This is a genomic window from Streptomyces sp. O3, assembly GCF_054788135.1.
In genome coordinates this window covers 1-410 of sequence record NZ_JBTVYK010000145.1, presented here as the reverse complement: position 1 = coordinate 410, position 410 = coordinate 1, and the positions used below count along the sequence as shown (strand labels likewise).

The 410-nt window shown below is 72.9% G+C and carries 1 protein-coding gene; it reads right to left on the bottom strand.

The annotated features are described in order from the left end of the window. On the bottom strand, window positions 1-410 hold a 410-nt coding region (locus ACX6XY_RS30090), incomplete at both ends, for a GTP-binding protein (RefSeq protein WP_460337800.1).

The following is a 410-nucleotide window of genomic DNA, read 5'->3' as shown; positions in this document are numbered from 1 at the left end:
GGGACGCCGAGCGAGGCGGCGTAGGCGGTGAACTCCTCGGCGATCGCGGCGAAGACGGACTCCCGGTAGTCGACCAGGTCCATCTTGTTGACGGCGAGCACGACGTGCGGGACGCGCAGCAGCGCGGCGACGGCGGCGTGCCGGCGGGTCTGCTCGACGACTCCGTTGCGGGCGTCGACGAGGACCACGGCGAGTTCGGCGGTGGACGCGCCGGTGACCATGTTGCGGGTGTACTGCACATGGCCGGGGGTGTCGGCGAGGATGAACCGGCGCCGTGCGGTGGCGAAGTAGCGGTAGGCGACGTCGATGGTGATGCCCTGCTCGCGCTCGGCGCGCAGCCCGTCGGTGAGCAGCGCCAGGTCGGGCGCCTCCTGGCCGCGGCTGGCCGACACCCGCTCGACGGCCTCCAG